This is a genomic window from Pseudomonas sp. B5(2017) (assembly GCF_002112825.1).
Taxonomy (GTDB): Bacteria; Pseudomonadota; Gammaproteobacteria; order Pseudomonadales; family Pseudomonadaceae; genus Aquipseudomonas; species Aquipseudomonas putida_Z.
The window spans coordinates 1-752 of the sequence record NZ_NEIR01000042.1; the positions used below are offsets into that span (position 1 = coordinate 1).

The window sequence follows — 752 nt, forward strand, 5'->3', positions numbered from 1 at the left end:
CGCCTGAGCTACATGTTCGAGGACAGCGGCATCGCCTTGCTGCTGACCCAGTCGCACCTGCACGAAGCCCTGCCGATCCCGGCCGGCCTGCGCAGCCTGGACCTGGACACCGAGAACTTCGGCGGCTACAGCGATGCCAACCCGAACATCGACGTGGCCCCGCTGAACCTCGCCTACGTGATCTACACCTCCGGCTCCACCGGTCGCCCGAAGGGCGCTGGCAACAGCCATCAGGCGCTGGTCAACCGCCTGTGCTGGATGCAGAAGGCCTACCGCCTGGACGCCAGCGATAGCGTGTTGCAGAAAACCCCGTTCAGCTTCGATGTGTCGGTGTGGGAATTCTTCTGGCCGCTGATGACTGGCGCGCGCCTGGTCATGGCCCAGCCCGGCGCGCACCGCGATCCGCAACTGCTGGTCGAAGCCATCAACCATTACGGCATCAGCACGCTGCACTTCGTGCCGTCGATGCTGCAGGCGTTCATGACCCACGAAGCGGTCGAAAGCTGCATCAGCCTCAAGCGCGTGGTGTGCAGCGGTGAAGCGTTGCCGGCCGAACTGGCCCGCCAGACCCTGCAACGCCTGCCGGCGGCGGGCCTGTACAACCTGTACGGCCCGACCGAAGCGGCGATCGACGTGACCCACTGGACCTGCCAGCCGGACGAAAGCATCAGCGTGCCGATCGGCCAGCCGATCGACAACCTCAAGACCCACATCCTCGAAGGCAGCCTGCAACCGGCGGTGCGCGGCAGTGC

Annotated in this window: 1 protein-coding gene; it reads left to right on the forward strand. The window is 65.8% G+C overall.

The features are described from left to right. Positions 1-752 (forward strand): AMP-binding protein (locus CAG00_RS27360; protein ID WP_139832858.1); only part of this gene is annotated, 752 nt, incomplete at both ends.